General features: G+C 64.7%; 20 protein-coding genes. 14 read left to right on the forward strand and 6 right to left on the reverse strand.

Features of this window, described 5'->3' with window-relative positions; genetic code table 11:
* Window positions 1-182: 182 nt before the first annotated feature.
* The 8 genes from QO207_RS11430 to rpoS all read left to right on the forward strand — a co-directional run bounded on the left by QO207_RS11430 (window position 183) and on the right by rpoS (window position 7,215).
* Window positions 183-1,295, forward strand: coding sequence for an S-(hydroxymethyl)glutathione dehydrogenase/class III alcohol dehydrogenase (locus QO207_RS11430; protein ID WP_301532531.1), 1,113 nt, complete (start codon window positions 183-185; stop codon window positions 1,293-1,295).
* Between the two features lie 51 nt (window positions 1,296-1,346).
* A complete protein-coding gene (gene fghA / locus QO207_RS11435; protein ID WP_301532532.1) occupies window positions 1,347-2,198 on the forward strand; it encodes an S-formylglutathione hydrolase in 852 nt (283 codons plus the stop codon).
* Between the two features lie 59 nt (window positions 2,199-2,257).
* Window positions 2,258-2,731, forward strand: coding sequence for a 2-C-methyl-D-erythritol 2,4-cyclodiphosphate synthase (gene ispF, locus QO207_RS11440; RefSeq protein WP_301532533.1), 474 nt, complete (start codon window positions 2,258-2,260; stop codon window positions 2,729-2,731).
* A complete protein-coding gene (gene truD, locus QO207_RS11445; protein WP_301532534.1) occupies window positions 2,728-3,786 on the forward strand; it encodes a tRNA pseudouridine(13) synthase TruD in 1,059 nt (352 codons plus the stop codon). The genes ispF and truD overlap by 4 nt, the downstream gene beginning before the upstream one ends.
* Window positions 3,774-4,532 (forward strand): 5'/3'-nucleotidase SurE, encoded by a 759-nt coding sequence (surE, locus tag QO207_RS11450; RefSeq protein ID WP_301532535.1) that lies wholly within the window; start codon window positions 3,774-3,776, stop codon window positions 4,530-4,532. Before truD ends, surE begins: the two co-directional genes overlap by 13 nt.
* A 25-nt stretch (window positions 4,533-4,557) precedes the next feature.
* Window positions 4,558-5,193, forward strand: a complete 636-nt coding sequence (locus QO207_RS11455) for a protein-L-isoaspartate(D-aspartate) O-methyltransferase (protein ID WP_259759704.1) — start codon at window positions 4,558-4,560, stop codon at window positions 5,191-5,193.
* A gap of 79 nt (window positions 5,194-5,272) precedes the next feature.
* Window positions 5,273-6,115: a peptidoglycan DD-metalloendopeptidase family protein gene (locus QO207_RS11460; protein ID WP_301532536.1), complete on the forward strand. Its 843-nt coding sequence runs from the start codon at window positions 5,273-5,275 to the stop codon at window positions 6,113-6,115.
* Between the two features lie 95 nt (window positions 6,116-6,210).
* On the forward strand, window positions 6,211-7,215 hold the full coding sequence (rpoS, locus tag QO207_RS11465) for an RNA polymerase sigma factor RpoS (RefSeq protein WP_301532537.1): 1,005 nt from the start codon (window positions 6,211-6,213) through the stop codon (window positions 7,213-7,215).
* A gap of 428 nt (window positions 7,216-7,643) precedes the next feature.
* Here rpoS and fdxA read toward each other — a convergent pair whose 3' ends face one another.
* Together fdxA and mutS are read right to left on the reverse strand one after the other, a co-directional pair.
* Window positions 7,644-7,967, reverse strand: a complete 324-nt coding sequence (fdxA, locus tag QO207_RS11470; RefSeq protein WP_015476292.1) for a ferredoxin FdxA — start codon at window positions 7,965-7,967, stop codon at window positions 7,644-7,646.
* 65 nt (window positions 7,968-8,032) lie between these two features.
* Window positions 8,033-10,606 carry a DNA mismatch repair protein MutS gene (gene mutS / locus QO207_RS11475; RefSeq protein WP_301532538.1) on the reverse strand — a complete coding sequence of 858 codons (2,574 nt, stop codon included), beginning with the start codon at window positions 10,604-10,606 and terminating at the stop codon, window positions 8,033-8,035.
* Window positions 10,607-10,688: 82 nt separating this feature from the next.
* Here mutS and QO207_RS11480 point away from each other — a divergent pair, with 82 nt between their 5' ends.
* The 3 genes from QO207_RS11480 (at window position 10,689) to recX (ending at window position 12,818) form a co-directional block, all read left to right on the forward strand.
* On the forward strand, window positions 10,689-11,201 hold the full coding sequence (locus tag QO207_RS11480; RefSeq protein ID WP_301532539.1) for a CinA family protein: 513 nt from the start codon (window positions 10,689-10,691) through the stop codon (window positions 11,199-11,201).
* A gap of 85 nt (window positions 11,202-11,286) precedes the next feature.
* Window positions 11,287-12,348, forward strand: coding sequence for a recombinase RecA (gene recA / locus QO207_RS11485; RefSeq protein WP_301532540.1), 1,062 nt, complete (start codon window positions 11,287-11,289; stop codon window positions 12,346-12,348).
* A gap of 5 nt (window positions 12,349-12,353) precedes the next feature.
* Window positions 12,354-12,818, forward strand: coding sequence for a recombination regulator RecX (gene recX, locus QO207_RS11490; protein ID WP_301532541.1), 465 nt, complete (start codon window positions 12,354-12,356; stop codon window positions 12,816-12,818).
* 63 nt (window positions 12,819-12,881) lie between these two features.
* Here recX and QO207_RS11495 read toward each other — a convergent pair whose 3' ends face one another.
* Both QO207_RS11495 and QO207_RS11500 read right to left on the reverse strand, forming a co-directional pair.
* On the reverse strand, window positions 12,882-13,955 hold the full coding sequence (locus QO207_RS11495; protein ID WP_301532542.1) for an LOG family protein: 1,074 nt from the start codon (window positions 13,953-13,955) through the stop codon (window positions 12,882-12,884).
* A 169-nt stretch (window positions 13,956-14,124) separates the two neighbouring features.
* Entirely contained in the window at window positions 14,125-15,546 is a 1,422-nt protein-coding gene (locus QO207_RS11500) for an MBL fold metallo-hydrolase RNA specificity domain-containing protein (protein WP_301532543.1), read from the reverse strand.
* Between the two features lie 125 nt (window positions 15,547-15,671).
* On the opposite strand from QO207_RS11500, the gene QO207_RS11505 reads away from it, so the two are divergent.
* On the forward strand, window positions 15,672-18,083 hold the full coding sequence (locus tag QO207_RS11505) for a xylulose 5-phosphate 3-epimerase (protein ID WP_301532544.1): 2,412 nt from the start codon (window positions 15,672-15,674) through the stop codon (window positions 18,081-18,083).
* A gap of 39 nt (window positions 18,084-18,122) precedes the next feature.
* Here the strand turns inward: QO207_RS11505 and QO207_RS11510 are convergent, their stop codons facing one another.
* A complete protein-coding gene (locus tag QO207_RS11510) occupies window positions 18,123-18,338 on the reverse strand; it encodes a DUF3820 family protein (protein ID WP_301532545.1) in 216 nt (71 codons plus the stop codon).
* A 9-nt stretch (window positions 18,339-18,347) separates the two neighbouring features.
* On the reverse strand, window positions 18,348-18,755 hold the full coding sequence (locus QO207_RS11515) for a quorum-sensing-regulated virulence factor family protein (protein ID WP_138212695.1): 408 nt from the start codon (window positions 18,753-18,755) through the stop codon (window positions 18,348-18,350).
* Window positions 18,756-19,086: 331 nt separating this feature from the next.
* Here QO207_RS11515 and QO207_RS11520 point away from each other — a divergent pair, with 331 nt between their 5' ends.
* Window positions 19,087-20,784, forward strand: a complete 1,698-nt coding sequence (locus QO207_RS11520) for an OmpP1/FadL family transporter (RefSeq protein ID WP_301532546.1) — start codon at window positions 19,087-19,089, stop codon at window positions 20,782-20,784.
* Window positions 20,785-20,932: 148 nt separating this feature from the next.
* Window positions 20,933-21,649, forward strand: a complete 717-nt coding sequence (locus QO207_RS11525) for a tRNA-uridine aminocarboxypropyltransferase (RefSeq protein WP_301532547.1) — start codon at window positions 20,933-20,935, stop codon at window positions 21,647-21,649.
* The last annotated feature ends 74 nt before the right edge of the window (window positions 21,650-21,723 follow it).

Consider the following 21,723-nt stretch of genomic DNA (forward strand, 5'->3'; position numbering starts at 1 on the left):
ACTGSCTGATTATTCCCTGAAACGGGGTTTTCTACACTTCCAAGGCTTTGGCGCGTGCTTTTCCCCAGCCGCTCCGTACGCTCCCCCGACGAGGCCCAGGCCCGTCCCGGTTTCTCGGCCGTTGCGCCGAACCCGTCCGCCCCTGGCGGGCGTTGTCGTTTCCTTCGTTCAGGAGTTTCCCGATGATCAAGTCCCGTGCCGCCGTTGCCTTCGCCCCCAACAAGCCGTTGGAAATCGTCGAAGTGGATGTGGCGCCGCCGCAGAAGGGCGAAGTGCTGGTGCGTATCGTCGCCACCGGCGTCTGCCACACCGACGCGTACACCCTGTCCGGCCAGGATTCCGAAGGCGTGTTCCCGTGCATCCTGGGTCACGAAGGTGGCGGCATCGTCGAAGCGGTGGGCGAGGGCGTCACCTCGCTGAAAGTGGGTGACCACGTGATCCCGCTGTACACCGCCGAATGCCGCGAATGCAAATTCTGCAAATCCGGCAAGACCAACCTCTGCCAGGCCGTGCGCGCCACCCAGGGCAAGGGCCTGATGCCGGACGGCACCAGCCGCTTCTCCTACAAGGGCGAGCCGATCTACCACTACATGGGCTGCTCGACCTTCTCCGAGTACACCGTGCTGCCGGAAATTTCCCTGGCGAAGATTCCCGAAGAAGCGCCGCTGGAGAAGGTCTGCCTGCTCGGCTGCGGCGTCACCACCGGTATCGGCGCCGTGCTGAATACCGCCAAGGTGGAAGAGGGCGCCACCGTCGCCATCTTCGGTCTGGGCGGCATCGGCCTGGCGGCGATCATCGGCGCGAAGATGGCCAAGGCCTCGCGCATCATCGCGGTGGACATCAACCCGGCCAAGTTCGACATCGCCAAGGAACTGGGCGCCACCGACTTCGTCAATCCGAAGGACCATCAGAAGCCGATTCAGGAAGTGATCGTCGAAATGACCGATGGCGGCGTGGACTATTCCTTCGAGTGCGTGGGCAATGTCCAGCTGATGCGAGCGGCGCTGGAGTGCTGCCACAAGGGCTGGGGCGAATCCACCATCATCGGTGTTGCCGGCGCCGGGCAGGAAATCAGCACCCGTCCGTTCCAGCTGGTCACCGGTCGCGTCTGGCGCGGTTCCGCTTTCGGTGGCGTGAAAGGCCGCACCGAGCTGCCGACCTACGTGGAAAAGGCGCAGAAGGGCGAAATCCCGCTGGATACCTTCATCACCCACACCATGGGCCTGGAGAAGATCAACGAGGCTTTCGATCTGATGCACGAAGGCAAGAGCATCCGCTCCGTCATCCATTACTGATAGGCATGCCGGGGCGTGCGAGCGCCCCGGCGTTGCAGGAAGGAGATTTCCATGACGGATTCCATCGAACTCATCAGCAGCCAGAAAAGCTTTGGCGGCTGGCATCAGCGCTACCGCCACAGGTCAACAACCCTGGGCTGCGACATGGTCTTCGCGGTGTTCCTGCCGCCCCAGGCCGAGCCCGAGGCCGGCCTGCCGGTGCTTTACTGGCTGTCCGGCCTGACCTGTACCGATGAGAACTTCATGCAGAAGGCCGGCGCGCAGCGCATGGCCGCCGAGCTGGGGATAGTCATCGTCGCGCCGGATACCAGCCCGCGCGGGCCGGAAGTGCCGGGCGACCCGGACGGTGCCTGGGACTTCGGTCTCGGTGCCGGCTTCTACGTCAACGCCACCCAGGAGCCCTGGGCGCGCCACTACCGCATGCACGACTACGTGGTGCAGGAGCTGCCAGCGCTGATCGAGGCGAACTTCCCGGTCTCGCAGAAGCGCGGCATCAGCGGGCATTCCATGGGCGGCCATGGCGCGCTGGTCTGCGCCTTGCGCAATCCGGGGCGCTATCTGTCGCTGTCGGCCTTCGCGCCGATCAGCCATCCCAGCGACTGCCCCTGGGGGCAGAAGGCCCTGGGCCGCTTCCTCGGTGAAGACCCGGCGGCATGGGGCGAGTGGGATGCGGTGGAACTGCTGGCGAATGCCCGCGAGCGCCTGCCGATCCTGGTGGACCAGGGCGAGCGCGACGACTTCCTCGCCGTGCAGCTCAAGCCCGAAGCCTTGCGCGAAGCAGCCGCTGCGGCTGGTCATCCGCTGGAGCTGCGCCTGCAGCCCGGCTATGACCACAGCTACTACTTCATTGCGAGCTTCATCGAAGATCATCTGCGTCACCACGCGGCGGCGCTCTGTGGCTGACACCCTCGGCGCAGTGATCCGGTAGAATCGACGCCCTGACATCTACAGGGCGTTTTTTCATGCGTATCGGACATGGCTACGACGTGCACCGCTTCGGCGAGGGCGACTTCATCACCCTCGGCGGCGTGCGCATTCCCCACAAGTTCGGCCTGGTTGCCCACTCCGACGGCGACGTGTTGCTGCACGCGCTCTCCGATGCCCTGCTGGGCGCCTGCGCAATGGGCGACATAGGCAAGCACTTCCCCGACACCGACCCGCAGTTCAAGGGCGCCGACAGCCGCGCGCTGCTGCGCCACGTGCTCAGCCTGGTGGAAGCCAAGGGCTGGAAGGTGGAGAACGTCGACACCACCATCATCGCCCAGGCGCCAAAGATGGCGCCGCATATCCATAGCATGCGCGAGACCATCGCCGCTGATCTGAAGGTCGATCTGGACCAGGTCAACGTCAAGGCCACCACCACCGAGAAGCTCGGCTTTACTGGCCGCGAAGAGGGCATTGCGGTTCACGCCGTCGCCCTGCTGGCCCGCGCATGACCGAGCTGGAGCTGCTGGGTCCGCGAGCCCATGGCCAAGCCTGCGGTAGCGCTGTGCTCAAGGCTGTTGCCGAGGACTTCCAGGTCGACGAAGTGCTGGACATTCCGCTCTCCGGCGACGGTGAGCACTTCTGGCTGTGGGTCGAGAAACGCGGCCTGAACACCGAGGAAGCCGCCCGCCGACTGGCGCGTGCCGCCGGTGTGCCGGTGAAGATGATCAGCTATGCCGGCCTCAAGGATCGCCAGGCCCTGACCCGCCAGTGGTTCAGCCTGCACCTGCCGGGTAAGTCCGACCCGGACCTGGCCACCGCTGAGGACGACAGCCTGCGCATCCTCGAACGCAACCGCCATCGCCGCAAACTGCAGCGCGGCGCGCATTCGGCCAACGGCTTCACCCTGCGCCTGACCGAGCTGCAAGCGGACCGCGAGCAGCTCGAAGCGCGGCTGCAGGCGATAGTCGCCCAGGGCGTGCCCAACTACTTCGGCACCCAGCGCTTTGGTCACGACGGCGGCAACGTCTTCGACGCTCGTAGCTTCGCCGAGCGCGGCAAGTTGCCGGAGCACCGCAACATGCGCTCGCGCATGCTCTCGGCGGCGCGCAGCTACGTGTTCAACCAGGTGCTGGCCCGCCGGGTGGCGGAAGGGACCTGGAACCAGGCCCAGGTCGGCGACCTGCTGGCGTTCACCGACAGCCGCAGCTTCTTCCCGGCGGGCGAAGCGGAATGCGCCGATCCGCGTCTCGCGGAGCTCGACCTGCACCCCACCGGCCCGCTCTGGGGCGAGGGCGAATCGCCCGCCAGCGCAACGCCCGGAGTCATCGAAAACAGCGTACAGCAGGCCGAGATGGCGCTTTGCCAGTGGCTCGCCAGTGCGGACATGGCGCACGAACGGCGCATTCTGCGCCTCCCCATCCCCGGCCTTACATGGCATTATCCCGCCCCTGACATTCTGCAACTGGAATTCGTCCTGCCGGCAGGCTGCTTCGCCACCGTGGTAGTGCGCGAGCTGATCGACCTCGTGCCGGCAGGGCAGACGGAAAGCCCATGCGCATATTGATTGCCAACGACGACGGGGTCACTGCACCCGGTATCGCCGCGCTTTACGACGCGCTGACCGCTCATGCGGACTGCATCGTGATCGCCCCGGAAGCCGACCGTAGCGGAGCGAGCAGCTCGCTGACGCTGGATCGGCCGCTGCATCCCCATCGCCTGGGCAATGGTTTCATCAGCCTCAACGGCACCCCGACCGACTGCGTCCACCTGGGCCTCAACGGCCTGCTCGAAGAGGTGCCGGAGATGGTCGTCTCGGGCATCAACCTGGGCGCCAACCTGGGCGACGACGTGCTCTACTCGGGCACCGTCGCGGCAGCGCTGGAAGGGCGCTTCCTGGCCCGACCGGCCTTCGCCTTCTCGCTGTGTTCGCGCCTGACCGACAACCTGCCGACGGCGATGCACTACGCCCGCCTGCTGGTGGAGTCCCACGAGAAGCTCGACCTGCCGCCGCGCACCGTGCTCAACGTGAATATTCCCAACCTGCCGCTGGAACGCATCAAGGGTATCCAGCTGACCCGCCTGGGCCATCGTGCCCGCGCCAAGCCGCCGGTCAAGGTGGTCAACCCGCGCGGCAAGGAAGGCTACTGGATCGCTGCGGCCGGCGATGCCGAGGATGGCGGCGAGGGCACTGATTTCCACGCAGTGATGCAGGGGTATGTCTCCATCACGCCGCTGCAGATGGACCGGACCTACCGGGAGGCGTTCAACGTCCTCGGTGACTGGCTCGGAGGGCTCGACCATGGCCAATGAACTGTCGCGCCGCGGCGGAATCGGCATGACCTCCCAGCGCACCCGCGAGCGTCTGATCCAGCGTCTGTATGAAGAAGGCCTGTCCAACGCCCACGTGCTGGAAGTGATCCGCCGTACACCGCGCCACCTGTTCGTCGACGAAGCGCTGTCGCACCGCGCCTATGAAGACACCGCGCTGCCCATCGGGCACAACCAGACCATCTCGCAGCCCTTCATGGTCGCGCGGATGACCGAGCTGCTGCTGGCCGCCGGCCCGCTGGACAAGGTGCTGGAGATCGGCACCGGCTCCGGCTACCAGACCGCCGTGCTGTCGCAGCTGGTGGAGCGGGTGTTCTCCGTCGAACGCATCCAGGCCCTGCAGGACCGCGCGAAAGAGCGACTTGTGGAGCTAAACCTGAGAAATGTTGTCTTTCGTTGGGGCGACGGCTGGGAAGGCTGGCCCGCCCTGGCGCCTTACAACGGCATCATCGTCACCGCAGCCGCGGCGGAGGTCCCGCAGGCGCTGCTGGATCAACTGGCCCCCGGGGGGCGGCTGGTGATTCCGGTGGGCGGCGGCGAGGTGCAGCAACTGATGCTGATCGTCCGCACCGAGGACGGTTTCCAGCGCCAGGTGCTGGACTCCGTTCGCTTCGTACCACTGCTCAACGGTCCGCTAGGCTGAGAGCAGGCCGAATCAGCTTGCGGTAACTGCCGGCCAGTGAGGCTGGACGTCAATTCATGGATAAGGGGGATGGGTGAGCTTGACAGCGACCCTGTGTCAACGGAACTGGATCAAGGGCCTGGGCCACGTCGTGGTGGCCGTAGCCGTTTGCTCTCTGCTGGCGGCCTGTTCTTCAAACTCGCGCAGCACCACCACCGTGGTGGACCGCAACGCTTCGCAGAAGCCGGCGGTCACCAGCGGCCAGTACGTGGTACGCCCCGGCGACACGCTGTACTCCATCGCCTTCCGCTATGGCTGGGACTGGAAAGCCCTGGCCGCGCGCAACAACATCTCGGCTCCGTACACCATCCGCCCCGGTCAGGCCATCCGCTTCGATGGTGGCTCTTCGGTAGCGCCGTCTGTCGCTAAAAATACAACGCCGGTCGCCCCGGTCATTGTCAACAAACCGACATCTACGCCCGCCACCGCCAGTAAACCGACCACGCCGGTGACGGCGACTCCGGCTCAGCCGCCCGCGAGCAGCGGAACTCCGGCTGTTGCAGGGGGGGCTCCAGGTGGCTGGATCTGGCCGACCAACGGCACCCTGATTGGGCGTTTTGCATCAAACGGCAGTTTGAATAAAGGGATTGATATAGCCGGGCAATTGGGCCAGCCTGTCCTGGCTGCGTCTAGTGGCACGGTGGTATACGCCGGTAGTGGTTTGCGGGGCTACGGCGAACTCGTGATCATCAAGCACAGCGATACCTACGTAAGCGCCTACGGTCACAACCGCAGGTTGCTGGTGCGGGAAGGGCAACAGGTCAAAGTCGGGCAGAACATTGCCGAGATGGGCTCCACAGGGACCGACCGGGTGAAGCTGCACTTCGAGATTCGCCGCCAGGGTAAACCTGTAGATCCGCTGCAATACCTGCCAAGTCGTTGATACTTGCTGTTCCCCTGCGTGGGTGAGCGGGCCCAGGTGTCCTAAGGATAAGGTCGCACCCGGGCTTGTTGTCGAACTCAGCAAGGGATAACGACATGGCACTTAAAAAAGAAGGGCCGGAGTTTGACGTCGATGATGAAGTGCTCCTGCTGGAGCCTGGTCTCATCCTCGAAGAGTCATTTGCCGAAGAGCGGACATCGCTTCGAGCTACTCCTAAAGGCACCTCGCTTTCCTCTCTCAAGCAACACAAGCACATCGACTACAGCCGCGCACTCGACGCGACCCAGCTGTATCTGAATGAAATCGGTTTCTCGCCACTTCTGACCCCGGAAGAGGAAGTCCACTTTGCCCGTCTGGCGCAAAAGGGCGACCCGGCCGGCCGGCGGCGAATGATCGAAAGCAACCTGCGTCTGGTGGTGAAGATCGCGCGACGTTACGTCAACCGTGGTCTGTCCCTGCTCGACCTGATCGAAGAGGGCAACCTCGGGCTGATCCGCGCGGTGGAGAAATTCGACCCCGAACGCGGCTTCCGCTTCTCCACCTACGCGACCTGGTGGATTCGTCAGACCATTGAACGGGCCATCATGAACCAGACCCGGACCATCCGTTTGCCGATCCACGTGGTGAAGGAGCTCAACGTCTATCTGCGGGCAGCTCGCGAGCTGACCCACAAGCTGGACCATGAGCCGTCGCCCGAGGAAATCGCCAACCTGCTCGAGAAGCCGGTGGACGAGGTCAAGCGTATGCTCGGCCTGAACGAGCGGGTCACTTCGGTGGATGTTTCCCTCGGTCCGGACTCGGACAAGACGCTGCTCGATACCCTGACCGACGACCGCCCGACCGACCCCTGCGAATTGCTGCAGGATGACGATCTGAGCGAGAGCATCGATCTGTGGCTGTCGGAGTTGACCGACAAGCAGCGCGAGGTGGTGATTCGCCGCTTCGGCCTGCGCGGCCACGAAAGCAGCACCTTGGAGGAAGTCGGCCAGGAAATCGGCCTGACCCGCGAGCGGGTTCGGCAGATCCAGGTCGAAGCCCTCAAGCGTCTGCGCGAGATCCTCGAGAAGAACGGCCTGTCCAGCGACGCACTGTTCCAGTAAGCCAGCGTCGACTCCAGAAGAGCCCGGATCATTCCGGGCTTTTTTGTGCGTGGTGATGTAAGCATTCGCTTACACAACGTGTGAGCGTTCAGCTTGAAACGCTGCGCGTTCAGGATTCTTTTCTAATTATCTATCTGTTTTTAAAGGAATTTATTTCTGTAGGCAGGAGCGGAAAGTGGTAGCTGGACGGATTTGCCTCAGTTGCCGCGTCCGCTGAGGCGGGTAATATCACTCCTGCGTACACGGAAAGGCGCAGGCCGGTAAGGATGTCGGTCAGGAACTCCCGCAGGATGCGGTTCATCAGGATGATGAAGAATGGAAGAAAGAGTGGGCGGGTTATCCCGCCCCTTTTTTTGTCTGCAGAAAAGTGAAACCCCAGATGCAGAAAGGCCCGCGCTAGGCGGGCCTTTCCGTTTTCACGCTGGAGATCAGCGCTCCAGGTACTGCATCTTGTTCGGTTTGCCGTCCCACTCTTCAGCGTCCGGCAGGGAATCCTTCTTCTCGGTGATGTTCGGCCAGACGTCGGCCAGATCCTTGTTCAGCTCGATGAACTCCTGCATGCCATCCGGGACCTCGTCCTCGGAGAAGATCGCCTGTGCCGGGCACTCCGGTTCGCACAGGGCGCAGTCGATGCACTCATCCGGGTGGATGACCAGGAAGTTCGGGCCTTCGTAGAAGCAGTCCACCGGGCATACTTCCACGCAGTCGGTGTATTTGCACTTGATGCAGTTGTCGGTGACGACGAAGGTCATTTCTAATTTTCTCCTCAGGCGGGCGGCTAAGCGCGCGCGATTCTAACAGCTTGTTTCGCGGTCCGTCAGACTCGCATCTTCCATGCATATAACAATTCGAGAGCTTGACGCGGTGTCAGGTCATCGGGGCTGACACGCATCAGCTCCTCGACGATTGGGTGCGGCAGGCTGGCAAACAGGTCGCTTTGCAGCGGTGCCGGGGCTTTCGGGTCATTCGAGCGCGGCGCTTCATGGGGCAGGCTGGTGGTTTCCAGGCGCGACAGATGTTCGCGGGCGCGCTGAATCACCGCACCCGGCACGCCGGCCAATTGTGCCACCGCCAGGCCGTAACTCTGGCTGGCAGGGCCAGGCAGCACGTGGTGCAGGAAGACAATCCGCTCGTTGTGTTCGGTGGCGTTCAGGTGGACGTTGGCCACCGCTGGTTCGCTTTCGGGCAGCACGGTCAGCTCGAAATAGTGCGTCGCGAACAGGGTAAAAGCGCGCAGTTTGGCCAGGTGCTCGGCGGCGGACCAGGCCAGCGACAGGCCGTCGAAGGTGCTGGTGCCGCGACCCACTTCGTCCATCAGCACCAGGCTTCGGTCGCTGGCGTTGTGCAGGATATTCGCGGTTTCGCTCATCTCCACCATGAAGGTGGAGCGGCCGCCGGCGAGGTCGTCGGAGGAGCCGATACGGGTGAAGATGCGGTCCACCAGGGACAGTTCGCAGCGCGCCGCCGGGACAAAACTGCCGATATGTGCAAGCAGCACGATCAGCGCAGTTTGCCGCATATAGGTCGATTTACCGCCCATGTTCGGGCCGGTAATCACCAACATGCGGGTGTCTTCGTCGAGGTTCAGGTCGTTGGCGACGAAGGGCGTATCCAGCACCTGCTCAACCACCGGATGGCGGCCTTGCTCGATGAGGATGCCGGACTCTTCGACGAAGCGCGGGCGGTTCAGGTCGAGGTTCAGTGCACGCTCGGCGAGGTTGGACAGTACGTCCAGTTCGGCCAGAGCGGCAGCGGTGTCCTGCAGCGGCGCCAGTTGGCCGATCAGCAGCTCCAGCAGTTCTTCGTACAGCTGCTTCTCGCGAGCCAGGGCACGGCTCTGGGCGGACAGTGCCTTGTCTTCGAAGGCCTTCAGCTCCGGTGTGATGAAGCGCTCGGCGCCTTTCAGGGTCTGGCGGCGAATGTAGTCGGCGGGAGCCTGTTCGGCCTGCACGCGGGGCAGTTCGATGTAGTAGCCGTGGATGCGGTTATAGCCGACCTTCAGGTTCGGGAGGCCGGTACGGGCCTTCTCGCGAGTTTCCAGGTCCATCAGGTACTGGCCGGCGTTCTCGCTGAGCATCTGCAGCTCGTCCAGCTCGGCGTCGTAGCCGCGGGCGATGACGCCGCCGTCGCGAATCACTGCCGGCGGGTTGTCGATCACGGCGCGGGCGAGCAGATCGGCCAGCTCCGGGTAGGTGCGGATGCTGGTGGCCAGTTCGCCCAGGTGCGGCGCTTCCAGCTCGGTCATGCCGTTCTGCAGTGCCGGCAGGGCGGCGAGGGCGTCGCGCAGGCGGGCCAGGTCGCGCGGACGGGCGTTGCGCAGGCCGATGCGGGCGAGGATGCGTTCGACGTCGCCGATTTCCTTGAGCTGCGGCTGGATGTTTTCGAAGCGGTAGCGCTCCAGCAGGCAGGCGATGGATTCCTGGCGCGCTTCAAGCACGGCGCGGTCGCGCAGCGGGCGGTTCAGCCAGCGGGTCAGCAGGCGGCTGCCCATGGCGGTCTGGCAACGGTCGACCACTGATTGCAGGGTGTTGTCGCGGCCGCCGGCGAGGTTGGTGTCCAGCTCCAGGTTGCGGCGGCTGGCGCCGTCGAGGATCACCGTGTCGTCGATGCGCTCGTGGCGCAGGCTGCGCAGGTGCGGCAGGGCGGTGCGCTGGGTTTCCTTGGCATAGGCCAACAGGCAGCCAGCGGCGCCGATGGCCAGGGTCAGGTCCTGGCAGCCGAAGCCCTTGAGGTCCTGCACGCCGAACTGCTGGCACAGGCTTTTCTTCGCCGAGTCGCGATCGAAATCCCAGGGCGCACGGCGGTGCGCGCCGCGGCGTTTCTCCGCCGGCAGGCCCTGGGGCCAGTCATCGGGGATCAGCAGCTCGGCGGGATTCATGCGCTCCAGTTCGGCCAGCAGGGTTTCCCAGCCTTTTATTTCCTGGACATTGAATCGGCCGCTGGTGATGTCCAGCACGGCCAGGCCGAACAGGCGCTCGTCGCCCAGTACGGCGGCGATCAGGTTGTCGCGGCGCTCGTCGAGCAGCGCTTCGTCGCTGACGGTGCCGGGGGTGAGGATGCGTACAACCTGGCGGTCCACTGGCCCCTTGCTGGTGGCCGGATCGCCGATCTGCTCGCAGATCACCACCGATTCGCCGAGCTTCACCAGCTTGGCCAGGTAGCCTTCGGCGGAGTGGAAAGGGATGCCGGCCATGGGGATGGAGTTGCCGGCGGACTGGCCGCGTGCGGTCAGGGTGATGTCCAGAAGCTTGGCGGCCTTCTTGGCGTCCTCGTAGAACAGCTCGTAGAAGTCGCCCATGCGGTAGAACATCAGCTGATCTGGATGCTGATTCTTCAGTCGCCAATATTGCTGCATCATTGGTGTGTGGGCGGAGAGATCGCTCTGACTCATGGCTTCTGGCTGTCCGGCTTCAACATGCAAAAGCGCCTAGTGTACGGTATCCGCCTGGCCTTCTTTAACCCCGGAGCGCACTGTGCCCGTTACCGATTCCTTTATTACCGAGCTCTCTTCCCGACTTGGCGCGCGGCTGGCTGCCCACCAGTTGCGCGTCACTACCGCCGAATCCTGCACGGGTGGCGGCATCGCCGAGGCGATCACGCGTATCTCCGGCAGCTCCGCCTGGTTCGAGGCGGGCTACGTGACCTACTCCAATAATCAGAAGACCCGACAGCTCGATGTGCCGACCGAGCTGTTCGCGCTGGTCGGTGCGGTGAGCCGCGAAGTGGTCGAGGCCATGGTTGCCGGCGCATTGCCCCGCAGCGGGGCGGATATCGCTGTGGCGGTGAGCGGTATTGCCGGCCCGGATGGCGGTTCTGCCGAGAAGCCAGTGGGCACCGTCTGGCTGGCCTGGAGGAAAGGCGAACAGGTGTTCAGCGAACGTCGTTTGTATGCCGGTGATCGGGAAGCGGTGCGCCGGCAAACCGTGGCGACCGCTCTGGAAGGGCTGTTGCGACTGGCGGACGGGGAAAATCCGCTTCAGGGGTAGGCGAGCGGCTTGCCCTGTGGAATAATACTGGCTACTTATACAGTTGTTCGTGGCCGCCCGGCCGCCTGACTTCGCGAGGACTTCAATGGACGACAACAAGAAGCGCGCCCTGGCTGCGGCCCTGGGACAGATCGAACGCCAATTCGGCAAAGGCGCGGTCATGCGCATGGGCGACCATGAGCGCCAGGCTATCCCGGCCATCTCCACCGGCTCGCTGGGCCTGGACATCGCGCTGGGCATCGGCGGTCTGCCGCGCGGCCGTATCGTCGAGATCTACGGTCCGGAATCCTCGGGTAAAACCACCCTGACCCTGTCGGTCATCGCCCAGGCACAGAAGGTCGGCGCCACCTGTGCCTTCGTCGACGCCGAACACGCCCTGGATCCGGACTACGCCGGCAAGCTGGGCGTCAATGTCGACGACCTGCTAGTTTCCCAGCCGGACACCGGCGAACAGGCCCTGGAAATCACCGACATGCTGGTGCGCTCCAACGCCGTTGACGTGATCATCGTCGACTCCGTGGCGGCCCTGGTACCCAAGGCTGAAATCGAAGGCGAGATGGGTGATCAGCACGTCGGCCTGCAGGCTCGTCTGATGTCCCAGGCGCTGCGCAAGATCACCGGCAACATCAAGAACGCCAACTGCCTGGTTATCTTCATCAACCAGATTCGCATGAAGATCGGCGTGATGTTCGGCAACCCGGAAACCACCACCGGTGGTAACGCGCTGAAGTTCTACTCCTCCGTGCGTCTCGACATCCGCCGTACCGGCGCGGTGAAGGAAGGCGACGAAGTGGTCGGCAGCGAAACCCGTGTCAAGGTCGTGAAGAACAAGGTTGCCCCGCCGTTCCGTCAGGCCGAATTCCAGATCATGTATGGCCGCGGCATCTACCGCACCGGCGAGATCATCGACCTCGGCGTACAGCTCGGTCTGATCGAGAAGTCCGGCGCCTGGTACAGCTACCAGGGCAGCAAGATCGGTCAGGGCAAGGCGAATGCCGCCAAGTTCCTGGAAGACAACGCTGAAGTCTGCACCACGCTGGACAAGGCTATCCGTGATCAGCTGCTGTCCAAGCAGACTCCGCCAACCAAGGCCGAACTGGCTGCGGCGGAAGCCGAAGCAGAAGCAGAAGCTGAAGCCGATCTCTGATCGTCATGGCCGTCGAGCTCGATAACCCCGTCGCAGTGCGGCGGGTTGCCATGGACCTGCTGGCCAGACGCGAGCACGGCCGGGCGGAGCTCTCGCGCAAGCTGCGGCAACGCGGTGCAACGCAGGACCTGATCGACCCCGCCCTCGACCGTCTGGCCGAGGAGGGGTTGCTCAACGAAAGCCGTTATCTGGAAAGCTACATCGCCAGTCGTGCACGGGCCGGTTATGGTCCGATGCGGATTCGCGAGGAGCTGTCGCAGCGCGGCTTGCCTCGTGGCGAAATCGACGATGCGCTGAGCGAGTCGGGTGTCGACTGGAGCGAAAACCTTCGTGAAGTCTGGCGCCGCAAGTTTGCCCGGCTGCCGCAGGATGCTCGCGAGCGGGCCCAGCAAGGCCGGTTCCTGAGCTATCGGGGCTACTCGATGGAAGCCATCAGCCGACTGCTGAGCGGCCGACGATCAGATGATTGAAACGAAAAAGGCACCCAACCGGGTGCCTTTTTTGTTTTCGGGCTGTGGAAAGCGCGACGGTAATCAGCGCTCCCAGTTCTCCGGCTGGTTGATGAAGTTCAGCAGCTCGCGCAAACGCCCCTGGGCGCGGCCGTTGAAGGCGAAGGCCAGGCGGGTGAGGTGGGAGAACTCCGGTTCGTCCAGTTCCGACTCGCTGTAGGGTTGCTGGTGGAAGCCGCCGCTGACGCACAGGTTGCCGAATTCACGCTCCAGCAGTTGCAGGGCACGCACGCTCAGCGGGTGGTTCAGGCGGATCACGAAGCGGTCCTTGAGCCAGCGGCTGGAGTGGAAGTTGCTGTAGAACTGGGCGATTTCCTCGGCGGCTTCCTCGGCGCTGTGCACCAGGGTCATCAGGCTCATGTCGCTGGGCAGGATGTAGCCGTTGTCTTCCAACTGCTCCTTGATGAATTCCAAGGCGTGATCCCAGTAGTGGCCGCCCGGCTGGTCGAGCAGGACCACCGGCACCAGGGGGCTCTTGCCGGTCTGGATCAGGGTCAGCACTTCCAGTGCTTCATCCAGCGTGCCGAAGCCGCCGGGGCAGAGCACCAGGGCGTCGGCTTCCTTGACGAAGAATAGTTTGCGCAGGAAGAAGAAGTGGAACGACAGCAGGTTGCTGGTGCCGTCCACCGTGTGGTTGGCGTGCTGCTCGAAGGGCAGGGTGATGTTGAAGCCGAGGCTGTTTTCCAGGCCGGCACCTTCGTGGGCAGCGGCCATGATGCCGCCACCGGCGCCGGTGATGACCATCAGGTCGTAGCGGGCCAGGGTTTCCCCCAGTTCGCGGGCCAGGGTATAGACGGGGTGGTCGACCGGCGTGCGGGCCGAGCCGAACACCGTGACTTTGCGGCGACGCTTGAACTGTTCCAGGGTGCTGAAGGCGTGCTCCATCTCGCGCAGGGTCTGCAGCATGATCTTGGCGTCCCAGCGATTGCGGTCGGCCTGGGCCATGCGGGCGACGGTGGTGAGCATCTCGCGGTACAGCGGCAGGTTCTGGCTGCCGCCGGGGGCGGCCAGTTCGGCCAGCTCCTCGATCTTCTGCGCAAGGTCGGTGCCGCTGGTCTGGAAGTGTCTGGAGAGGTAGTCGTCGGGCTCGTAGGGCATGTTGATACTCCTTGTTCATCAACCCCTGTTCGCCTGTCCATGGGCGGCGCCGGCCACGCAAGGTGGTTCTGGGCAGTAACGCATTGGCGCTTCGCCGCACGCACAGGGTCCAGCAGTAAGGCCTGTCCAGTCTGCCACGCGGGGTGTGACAGTCGGTCAGGCCCTGGTTTCAGATGGCTATCCGGTCTCCGGGCTCCGGAATGTTGGCCGTCCAGTTCAGGCGATCCTGGAGCGCACCCTTGAGCGCATCCATCTTTTCCCGCTCGCCATGTATCAGGTATAGCTCGGGTTTATTCTCGAAGTGGCCAACCCACTGAATCAATTGCGATTGTCCTGCATGGGCGGAGAATCCGCCGAGGGTGTGGATCTGCGCTTTCACGCTGATGCGTTGGCGCAGGATACGTACACTTTCGGCGCCGTCGACGATGGCCCGGCCCAGCGTGCCCTTGGCCTGGAAGCCGGGGAAGACGACGTGGCATTCCTTACGCCAGAGGTTGTGCTTGAGGTGGTGGACGATGCGCCCGCCGGTGCACATGCCGCTGCCGGCGATGATGATGGCGCCGCTCTTGACGCGGTTCAGTGCCATGGATTCGTCGGCGCTCTGGGTGGTGCGCAGGATCGGCAGCCATTCGCCGACCTTGGCCGTGCCGGTGCCACGCATGTACTCGCGGTCGACGTCGGCGATCTCGCCGATGTGCTGCAGGTAGATGCTGTTGGCCTGGGCTGCCATGGGGCTGTCGAGGTAGACCACCTGCTGCGGCAGGCGACCTTCCTGGTAGAAGCGCCCGAGGTAGTAGATCAGGTCCTGGGTACGGCCGACGGCGAAGGACGGGATCAGCACGTTGCCACCCTCGTTGTGCGCGCGCTGGAGGATGCCGGCCAGTTCCAGCAGGGTGTCGTTGGCGTCGCGGTGGTCGCGGTCGCCGTAGGTGGACTCCAGCAGCACCACGTCGGCGCGGGTCAGCGGTGTCGGCGTGCGCATCAGCGGCGAGCAGGTGCTACCCAGGTCGCCGGAGAACACCAGGCGGCGGGTCGAGCCGAACTCGTGGATTTCCAGCTCGACGATGGCCGAGCCGAGGATGTGCCCGGCGTTGTGGAAGGTCAGGCGGATGCCGCGCGCCACGTCCACGGTGCTGCCATAACTGACGCGACGGCGCTGGTTCAGCGCGCGGGAGGCGTCCTCCACGGTGTAGAGCGGTTTCACCGGCGGCTTGCCCAGGCGCGAGCGCCACTTGTTCTCCCAGTCGGCGTCCTTTTCCTGGATGTGTGCCGAGTCCATCAGCATCAGCTCCAGCAGGTCGCAGCAGGATTCGGTGGCGTAGATCGGCCCTTTGTAGCCTTCCTTCGCCAGGCGCGGCAGCAGCCCGCTGTGGTCCAGGTGGGCATGGGACAGGACGACGGCGTCCAGTTCCTTGGGGTCGAAGGGGAAGGGTGTGCGATTGGTCGCCTCGTTGTCGCGGGTGCCCTTGTTGCCGCTGCGCCCCTGGCGCATTCCGCACTCCAGCAGCACGCGCACGCCGTCGCGGGTTTCCAGCAGGTAACAGGAACCGGTGACTTCCTGGATCGCACCGATGAAGGTGAGTAGCGCCATGTCGTCTCCTCGTCGGAATTCTCTTTCAGCCTTGCCTGATTGGTCGGGACGCTCGTTGATACATGTCAGCGCCGGTCCGATCCGTGGCGACCTAGACTTTCCACGACAGCCAAGGGAGAGCCGAGATGCCACAGATACTGCCCAGTCCCGAGGAACTCGCCAGCCATGCGGCAGCCGAGCCGGAATATGCCCGTTGGCGGCAAGGCCGCGGACCGCTTCAGCATAGCCCGCAGACCCAGGCGGCGGTCTTCCGGGTTGCTCATCAATTGGTCCAGTACGGTCTGCAGCCTGATCTGGCCAGCGTTTACCGGCTGTTCGGCGCACTGGACCGCCTGACCTGCGCCGGCCTCGGGCTGGTGGCGCACATGACCTATGCCAAACGAGTTCGCCTGGATGGCACGCCCTTGCAGGCCGAGGACTTCAAGGCTCAGCCCGAAGGCCACACCGGCGGCGCGCTGAACATGGTGCCGGCCTACGCCGGCTACCTCGCCCTCAATGCCCTGAGTGGCAAGACCCGCGGCTGGCTGATGGGCCAGGGCCACTGCGTGGCCGCCATCGATGCACTCAACGTGTTGACCGGCAACCTGCATCCGGAGCAGGCCGCTGCCTATGGCGATGGCGATGGCGAGGCCGGCCTGGATCGGCTGGTGCAGGACTTCTACAGCTATGCCCAGGCGCCGGACGGCAAGGTCGCCGCGCCGCTGGGCAGCCACGTCAACCCGCACACCGCCGGTGGCGTTGCCGAAGGCGGCTACCTGGGCTTCGCCGAACTCATGTATGCGCACATGCCCTTGCCGGGCGAGACCCTGGTGGCCTTCCTCTCCGATGGTGCGGCCGAGGAGCAGCGCGGCAGCGACTGGATTCCCCGCTGGTGGCGCGCCGAGGATTGTGGCACGGCGCTTCCGGTGATGATCGCCAACGGCCGGCGCATCGAGCAGCGCACCGACCTGGGCACCCACGAAGGGCTGGAAGGTTTCAAGCAGCACCTGCGCCGCTGCGGCTTCGACCCGATCAGCTTCGATGGTCGCGATCCGGCGGCTTTCGTTTGCGCGCTGTGGGAAATGGAAGAGCGCCTGCAGCACCGCGTCGACGAGAAGGAGCGTGGCATCCTGCGCTATCCATTGCCGATTCCCTACGCCATCGCCGAGACGACCAAGGGTTATGGCTTCTATGGCGCTGGCAGTAATGCCGCGCACAACCTGCCGTTGCCGGGCAACCCCAGCGAGGACGCCGAGGCGCGGGAGCTGTTCAACCAGCATGCGGCACCGCTCTGGGTAGAACCGGAAGAGCTCGCCGAGGCCTGCGGCCTGTTCAGCGCCTCGCGCAGCGGCCGAGTGCTGGAGCGGGACAATCCGCTGGCCGTGCGCCGGCCCATCGAGCCGTCGATTCCGCCGCTGCATTACCGCAACGACGAGTGCTCGCCGATGGCGGCGCTGGATCGTTTCTATGTCGACCTGTGCGGCGCCAACTCGGACCTGCGCGCCCGCGTCGGCAACCCCGACGAGCTGGCCAGCAATCGCCTCGGCGGCGTGCTCAAGGCTCTGCGGCACCGGGTGAGCGAGCCGGAAAGCGAGCTGGAGGCCGTGGATGGCCGGATCATCACCGCGCTCAACGAAGAGGCGGTGGTCTCCGCCTGCCTGGCCAACCAGGGCGGGCTGAACCTGGTGGCCAGTTACGAGGCGTTCTGCGTGAAGATGCTTGGCGCGGTGCGCCAGACACTGATCTTCGCCCGCCAGCAGAAGGAGGTCGGGCGCCCGGCGGGCTGGCTCGGCTGGCCGTTGGTGGCGACCTCGCACACCTGGGAGAACGGCAAGAACCAGCAATCCCACCAGGACACCACCTTCTGCGAAGCGCTGCTGGGTGAGATGAGCGACATGGTGCGGGTGATCTTCCCGGCTGACCACAACAGCCTGCTGGCGCTGCTGCCGGACATCTACCGCAGCCGCGGGCAACTGGCCTGCATCGTGGCGCCCAAGCGCGAGCGCCCGGCGGTATTCAGCCAGCCCCAGGCCGAGCAACTGGCCCGCGATGGCGCGATCCTGCTGGATGAGCATCCTGGCGCTGAGCCGTTACTGCTGATCGCCAATGGCAGCTACCAGCTGGCAGAGATGCGCCGTGCCGCGCTGCGCCTGGAGGAGGCCGGCTATCCCTACCGGCTGGTCTACCTGCAGGAGCCGGGGCGCTTCCGCGCTCCGCGGGACAACTGGGAGTTGCAGGCGCTGACGGACGAGTCCGTCGCCGCGCGGCTGTTCCCTGATCACTACGAGCGCCGCGTGCTGCTCACCCATATGCGTCCGGAAGTGGCGCGCGGGCATCTCTGGCCAATCCTGCCGGATGCGCTGAAAACGGCGGTGCTGGGCTATCGCAACCAGGGTGGGACGCTGGACGAGGCGGGCATGCTGTTTGCCAACCGCTGCAGTTGGGCGCATGTGCTGGCCGCCTGTGCGCGGCTGCTGGATGTGCCGCGCAGCGCCCTGCTGACGCCCGATGAGGCGGTGGCAGTGGCGGGCAAGGAAAGTCCGCTGGTGTTGCGCTGACGAGAAGTGCGCAACCGCCTTCGGGCGGTTGCGCAATCCTCAGTGCTTGAGCGGTTTGATCAGGCCGTCGAGGCCGTCGATCTTCAGTTCCAGGGTCAGCTGCATCAGCCGGCCCAGTTCACCGGGCGGGAACTGGCCCTTCTTGTAGAACCACAGCAGGTACTCGTCCGGCAGGTCGACCAGCATGCGGCCCTGGTACTTGCCGAAAGGCATCGGCGTACGCGCGATCTTCAGCAGCTGTTCCTTGTCGAGCATCGCCGCGGCTTACTTCTTCAGCTTGATCTTGCAGCTGCCGGCGTCAAAGCGCTCGGTGGCGACCGGGGCGTTGGTCTTGTACTCGGTGAAGCTGTAAGTGAGGATCGCGCCCTCGGCCAGCAACTGGCGGTAGGCGGTGTTGCTGCAGACGCTGTCACCCAACTGGCTGCGCACGCTGTCGGGGTTCTCGCGCATGCGCTCGGCATGGCTGGCGCGCACGCTCAGGTGGTTGATCAGCTGCGGGCCGTCGACGGTGTAGCCCTGGTCGAGGATGTCCTCGTTGATCGCGCGCGGGGTGCCTTCGCTGCTTTCCTTGGCGACCTTTTCCAGGGTCTTGGTCAGTTCGAAGTCCTTCTTCGAGGCGGCGTGCGCAACGGGAATGACGAGACAGAGGGCGAGGGCGGTGAGGCGCAGCATAGGCATCTCCTGACAATGGTGCCGATTCGACCGTGCCGGGCCTTCCGGGTTCGACGGTCATTAAAGCCGCCTATTGTCCCTTAAAACGGCGCGCGTGCCGAGGAACTGTTACCTCAGACCCCAGGGTGCGCCGCCGGGCGGCCAACCCCGTCAAAGGATCGGGGGAGGTTCGCGCAACTCTCCGGTCACAACCTCTGCCCTCCAAGCGGGAGGGTCGACCATCGGGAGGTCCAGCCGCCGCGCAAGGCGGTGCCACTTTCATGCTGCTTCTGCGGTAGGGCGGACTCTTGTCGATGCGTCGGGCGAATCATCCCATCGCAGGAGAAGAACAATGACAAGAGTATTGCGCCCCTGGCCGCTTGCCCTGGGCTCCTGGTGCCTGATCGCGATTCCCGCGGAGCAGGCCGAGGCGTCCGGTTACCACTTCGGCTCACAGTCGGTGTCTGCCCAGGGCACTGCCCATGCCAATGGCGCCGAAGCGGCCGACGCCTCGACCATCTTCTACAACCCCGCCGGCATGGCGCGCCTGCCCGGCAATCAGGTCACCGGCGGCCTGACCATCCTGCTGCCCAAGGGCGAGTACGATGACGACGGCTCCACTGACGTCTTCGGCAACCGTACCGGCGAGGGCGACGGCGATGCCGGCTCGTACCTGCCAGACGCGGCCGCCGCGCCGAACTTCTACTTTTCCCACCAGGTGAACGACACCATCAACATCGGCCTCGGCATCTTCACGCCGTACGGGGCCAAGCTGGACTACGAAAAGGACTGGAGCGGCCGCTATGGCATCCAGTCCGCCTCGCTGGAAACCGTCACCTTCAACCCGAGCATTTCCTTCCGCCTCAACGAGCACCACAGTGTCGGCTTCGGCGTCTCGGCCCAGTACATCCGCTCCATCCAGCGCGGCGCCGCCGACGTGAAGGGCGCCTCGCGGCAACTGGCCGGGCAGTTCGTCAAGGATAACCAGGACGTCACCGAGCTGGCCGCTTCGCCCCTGGGGCAGGCGGTGATCCCGCTGGTCTATGGGGTGCAGGTGCCGGAGGAGGTGACCAGCTGTAACGGCCAGAACGGCGACGCCTTCGTCGATTGCGTGGCGAAGAACTTTTCCGACAACGTCCAGGGCGACGGCTACTTCCGCGTGAAGGGCGATGACTGGGGCTACGGCTGGAACTTCGGCTACCTGTGGGAGCCCACCGAGCGCACGCGCTTCGGCATCGCCTACCGCTCGCGGATCAAGCACGAGCTGGAAGGTAAGACCAAGTGGAGCTTCTCCGACGTGCAGGGCACGGTGCCGTCGCCGGATACCGACCTCAGCGGCGGCCTGGACCTGGGTATCATCGAGCTGCCGCCCAAGGACGCCATCCAGCAGCTGTTCGACCCGGACCGGTGGGTCAACCCCGGCCAGTTCGCCGCCACCCGGCTGCACCCCAACTCCGATGCCAAGGTCACCATCGATACACCGGAGTCGCTGTCGATCAACGGCTTCCACCAGCTCAACGACAAGGTGGCGCTGATGGCCGACGTGACCTGGACGCGCCATTCGCGGCTGGATTCGGTGGATATCGGCATCGACCAGGTCGAGGGCTATCCGTACTTCAACGGTGTCAACGAGGGCGACCTGAGCGTCAAGCAGGACTGGAAGAACACCTACAAGGTCTCCCTGGGGATGAACTACCAGTTCAGCGACGACCTGATGCTGCGTAGTGGCATCGCTTACGACAAGACCCCGGTGAGCGGCGACGGCCTGCGCCACCCGGCCTTCCCCGACGCCAACCGCAAGTGGCTGTCACTGGGCGCCAACTACCACTTCACCAAGGACACCTCGGTGGACCTGGCCTACAGCTTCGTGAAGTTCGACAGCGGCAAGATGGACTACGCCGACGGCTGCTCGCCGGCCGGCTGGGCTCCGGGCGCAGGCGGCCTGTATGTCGACAGTGGCGTGCGCTGCACCGGTAACGGCGGCAACTACAAAGGGGAATACAAGCAGCAGATCCAGTTCATCGGCCTGGCGCTCAACCACAGCTTCTGAGCGCAACTGAAAGCCACTTGTTTGGAAAGCCACTGCGCCGCTCGCAGGGAGGTGGGCGGCGGCTCTGGTACAATCGGCGGTCCGCAACCGTCGTCCCGTTCGAGCCTTCGATGTCCCGCTTCCTTTGCCTGATTCCGGTGGCTGCCGCATGAGCCACGCCGTCGCCCGCCTTCGCGATGAACGCCTGGCCCGCTGCATCAAGCCGTTCTTCGCCCGTGGCTCGCGCTCGCCGCGCTGCCCCGGCTGCCGCCTGCGGCCGAACTACTGCATGTGCAGCCTGCGCCCGCAGGTCGAGTCCAACTCGGCGATGTGCCTGGTGATGTTCGACACCGAACCGCTCAAGCCCAGCAACACCGGCTGGCTGATCGCCGAAACCGTGCCCGAGACCTGGGCCTTCGGCTGGTCGCGCATCGAGGTTGATCCGGCGCTGCTGGCGCTGCTCGATGATCCGCAGTGGCAGCCGTACGTGGTGTTCCCCGGCGAGTTCGTCCAGCCCGAGCGCGTTGTCACTACGGTGGAGCCGCAGGATGGCAAGCGCCCGCTGTTCATCCTGCTCGACGCCACCTGGAACGAAGCGCGCAAGATGTTCCGCAAGAGCCCGTACCTGGATCGCTTCCCGGTCCTGAGCATTACCCCCGATGCGCTGTCGCGCTATCGCCTGCGTCGCTCCAAGTTCGACGAGCACCTGTGCACCGCCGAAGTGGCGGCGTTATGCCTGGGCCTGGCCGGCGACCGCCCCGCCGGCGACGCGTTGGATGCCTATCTGGACGTGTTCAGCGAGCGCTACTTGGGCTCCAAACGCCAGCAGCCGCTGGACGAGCAGAGCGCGGCGCATCAGGCGTTAAGGCCGTTTACCCAGAGCTGACCGTGTTCAGCCATTTACTCCTACGTTCGGACGAACGTAGGAGCGGACTTCGTCCGCGATGGGTTGGCTGGGTG

Source organism: Pseudomonas sp. CAN1, assembly GCF_030462585.1.
Lineage (GTDB): Bacteria > Pseudomonadota > Gammaproteobacteria > Pseudomonadales > Pseudomonadaceae > Pseudomonas.